At 69.0% G+C, this 4,087-nt stretch carries 3 protein-coding genes; 2 read left to right on the top strand and 1 reads right to left on the bottom strand.

The window, feature by feature from the left end:
* Positions 1–126 precede the first annotated feature (126 nt).
* On the top strand, positions 127–1,095 hold the full coding sequence (locus PV363_RS06040; RefSeq protein ID WP_220342284.1) for an NADPH:quinone oxidoreductase family protein: 969 nt from the start codon (positions 127–129) through the stop codon (positions 1,093–1,095).
* A 30-nt stretch (positions 1,096–1,125) separates the two neighbouring features.
* On the opposite strand, the gene PV363_RS06035 is transcribed toward PV363_RS06040, so the two are convergent.
* On the bottom strand, positions 1,126–2,655 hold the full coding sequence (locus tag PV363_RS06035) for an amino acid permease (RefSeq protein ID WP_220342285.1): 1,530 nt from the start codon (positions 2,653–2,655) through the stop codon (positions 1,126–1,128).
* A gap of 179 nt (positions 2,656–2,834) precedes the next feature.
* Here PV363_RS06035 and PV363_RS06030 point away from each other — a divergent pair.
* On the top strand, positions 2,835–4,087 hold a 1,253-nt coding region (locus PV363_RS06030), incomplete at its 3' end, for a glutamine synthetase family protein (RefSeq protein WP_301021893.1).

Here is a 4,087-nt window from a genome sequence, read left to right as displayed (position 1 = left end):
GAGCGTGGACGCGGAGGAGGTCTCCGTGGTCCGCAACATCACCCACGTCCCCGAGCACGGTGCCGTCGTCACCCTCCACGCCCGCTCCTCCTGACGACTAAGCGCCCGCTTAGGTAGGCTCCGGTCATGCGTGCAGTGCAGATCACATCCCTGGAAGGCCCCTCCGCCGTCGAGGTCGTCGACATCGACGCTCCCGAGCCGGGTCCGGAGCAGATCGTCATCGACGTCAAGGCGTCGGGCGTGTCCTTCCCCGAGGTCCTCCAGACCCGCGGCCTCTACCAGCTCAAGCCCCCGCTCCCCTTCGTGCCAGGCTCGGAGGTCGCCGGGGAAGTCGTGTCGGCACCGTCCGGCTCGGGCTTCTCCACCGGTGACCGCGTCGCCGCCTTCCCGATGCTCGGCGGCTTCGCCGAGCGAGCGGTGTCCGGCGTCGACATGACGTTCCACCTCCCGGACAACGTCTCGTACGAGGAGGGAGCGGGCGTCCCGCTCAACTACCTCACCGCGCACTTCGCGCTGCTCAAGCGCGGGCACCTGCGCAACGGCGAGTCCGTCCTGGTGCAGGGCGCGGCCGGCGGCGTCGGCACGGCATCGATCCAGGTCGCGAAGGCGTACGGCGCCGGCCAGGTCATCGCGGTCACCTCCACCGATGCCAAGGGGGAGGTCGCCGTGGCCGCGGGGGCAGACTCGTACGTGCTGGCCGACGGCTTCAAAGAGGCGGTGAAGGACCTGACCGGCGGGCACGGCGTGGACCTCGTCATCGACCCGGTCGGCGGCGACCGCTTCACCGACTCCCTGCGCAGCCTCAAGGACGACGGCCGCCTCCTCGTCATCGGCTTCACCGCCGGCGACATCCCTGAGGTGAAGGTCAACCGGCTTCTCCTCAACAACATCGACATCCGCGGCGTCGGATGGGGGGCGTACGTGATGAAGCGCCCCGGCTACGTCGCTGCGCAGTGGCAGGAGCTCGTGCCGCACCTCGAGTCCGGCGCCCTCGCGCCCCCGATCGGCGGGCGCTTCCCGCTCGAGGACGCGGCCCGCGCCCTCGAGATGATCGACGCGCGCGAGGCGCTCGGCAAGGTCGTCCTCGTCCCGTGACAGACGGCTCCATCTAGCCCGCGAGCGGGGTCACTCGGTGCGGCCCTTGAGGATCTCGTCCTCGATGGTCCCTCCGAGTCCCTCGCTCGCCGGGTCGTAGCCGTGGAGGCCGCCGGTCACCGCGTACTCCTCCTCCGGCGAGAGGACGAGGCGGTGGCGTCCCCAGACCGCGAAGATCGCCAGCATCACGACGTAGATGACGACGATGGCGACGACGGCCGGGCGGTAGTCCGGGTTGAGCAGCACGCCCACGAACGTCACCGCGGCGATCACGGCGGCGACGATTGCGCCGGTCCGCCCGACCGGGCTGACGTACGGGCGTACGGCGTTGGGGAACTTCCGCCGCAGCAGCAGGAACGCGACCATCTGGAGGAAGTAGGCGAGCACCGCGCCCCAGACGGCGATGTTGAGCACGATGTCGCCGGCGGCGTCGCCCACGAGGTCGACGACGAAGAGCGCCACCAGGCCGATGACGGCACCGGCGACCAGCGCCACCCACGGCGTCTGACGTGAGCCGGTGAGCGAGAGGAACTTGGGGTAGTAGCCGGCCCGCGACAGGGAGAACATGTTGCGGCCGTACGCGAACATGATGCCCTGCAGGCTCGCCAGCAGGCCGATCAGCGCGAACGCCGACAAGAGCGCAGCCAGGTCGGCCGACAGGAACGCGCGGAAGCCGTCCAGCAGCGGCTCGTCGGAGTCGCGGATCGCTTCCGACCCGGTGACGGCCGGGTTGAGGAAGAGCACCAGGCCGCCGGTCGCGACGAGCGTCACCAGGCCCCCGATCCCAGCGCGGGGGATGTCCTTCTGCGGGTCGTGGGCCTCCTCCGCCGCCAGCGGCAGCTCCTCGATCCCCAGGAAGAACCACATCGCGAACGGCAACGCATAGAGGACGCCCTCCCAGCCGAACGGCAGGAAGTCGGAGTTGCCGTCCTCCGGTGCGATGTCGAGGAGGTTGCCGACGTCGACCGCCCCGTTGGCGAACGCGAGGACGGCGAACAGGACGAGGACACCGATGGAGATGATCGAGACCACGATCGCGAACCTGAACGAGATCTCCGCGCCGACCGAGTTGAGCGCGATGAACACGGCATAGAGGAAGATCCACCAGACCCACATGGTGTCGCTCAGGTCGAGCCCGATCAGCTCGGCGGTGATCGCGTTGGCGTAGCCGGCCGAGAAGAGCACGATCACGCCGGTGGTGAAGACGTACTCGATGGTCTCCGCCAGCCCGGTGACGAAGCCGCCCCACGGACCCATCGCCGCCCGGGAGAACGAGTAGGCGCCCCCGGTGTGCGGCATCGCGGCCGACATCTCGCCGATCGAGAACAGCATCCCGAAGTACATGACGACGATGATGATGCTGGCGACGAGGAGCCCACCCCACCCTGCGGCGTCGAGGCCGAAGTTCCAGCCCGAGAAGTCGCCGGAGACCACGGCGCCCACGCCGATGCCCCACAACCCCCAGAAGCCGGCCGAGCGCTTGAGCTGGCGCTTCTCGAAGTAGCCGTCCTGGGCGTGGGAGTAGGTCGCTCCCGACGCCGAGAGCTTGTCACCGGACATCGCTGTCTCCTGTCGGGAGGGCCGTTGCTTGGACCGAGGTTAGACCCGTCAATGGTCGCTTGGACATACCTTTGGCTGGCCAAATTCTGGTCGAGCATCACGAGATCGCAGCATTTGACGGGTCCCAATGGTCGGCCGGGCGTGATTGACTGAGCAGACGCCGGGCCGAGGAGGAGACCATGGGTGTGTCGTCGGGAAACCTGACGCTGGAGGAGCTGCGCAACGACGTCCGCACCGGTGACATCGACACGGTGATCGTCGCGTTCGGTGACATGCAGGGACGGCTCACCGGCAAACGGGTGTCGGCACGACTCTTCCTCGAGGAGGTCGCCGAGCACGGCGCCGAGTGCTGCAACTACCTGCTCGCTGTCGACGTCGACATGAACACGGTCGACGGCTACGCGATGTCGAGCTGGGAGACCGGCTACGGCGACATGGTGATGCGTCCGGACCTCCCCACGCTCCGGCGCGTCCCGTGGCTCGCCTCGACCGCACTGGTCATCGCGGACCTCGAGGACCACAGCCGCGGCGCCGTCGCACCGTCACCACGCGCCGTCCTCCAGGAGCAGATCGCCCGACTCGCCGAGCGGGGCCTCGTCCCGTACGCCGGCACCGAGCTCGAGTTCATGGTCTTCGACACCGGCTACCGCGACGCGTGGGCCAAGGGCTACCGCGACCTCGCTCGCGCCAGCGACTACAACGTCGACTACGCGATGCACGCCTCGACCCGGATGGAGCCGCTGCTGCAGGACATCCGTCGCGGCATGGACGGGGCGGGGATGTACTCGGAGGGCGTCAAGGGTGAGTGCAACCTCGGCCAGCAGGAGATCGCCTTCCGCTACGCCGACGCGCTCACCACCTGCGACAACCACACGATCTACAAGAACGGCGCCAAGGAGATCGCCGATCAGCACGGCAAGAGCCTCACCTTCATGGCGAAGTTCGACGAGCGCGAGGGCAACTCGTGCCACATCCACCTCTCGCTGCGCGGAGACGACGGCACGGCGGTCTTCGCCGACGACAGCGGTCCGGAGGGGATGTCGGAGACGTTCCGTCACTTCCTCGCCGGCCAGCTCGCGACGATGCGCGAGCTGACGATGTTCTACGCGCCCCACATCAACTCCTACAAGCGCTTCGCCGAAGGCAGCTTCGCGCCCACCGCGGTCGCCTGGGGGCTGGACAACCGAACCTGCGCGCTCCGCGTGGTCGGCCACGGGCACGGGATGCGCATGGAGTGCCGGGCGCCGGGCGGTGACGTCAACCCCTACCTCGCCGTGGCGGCGCTGATCGCCGGTGGCCTCCACGGCATGGACGCCGGCCTCGAGCTGGCGGACCCCCTCACCGGCAACGCCTACACCAGCGAGGCCGAGCACCTCCCGACCACGCTGCGCGAGGCGGCGGCGCTGCTGGCCGAGTCCAAGGTGGCGCGCGA

The organism is Mumia sp., assembly GCF_028803055.1.
Taxonomy (GTDB): Bacteria; Actinomycetota; Actinomycetes; order Propionibacteriales; family Nocardioidaceae; genus Mumia.
This window is presented reverse-complemented; position numbering and strand designations above follow the sequence as displayed.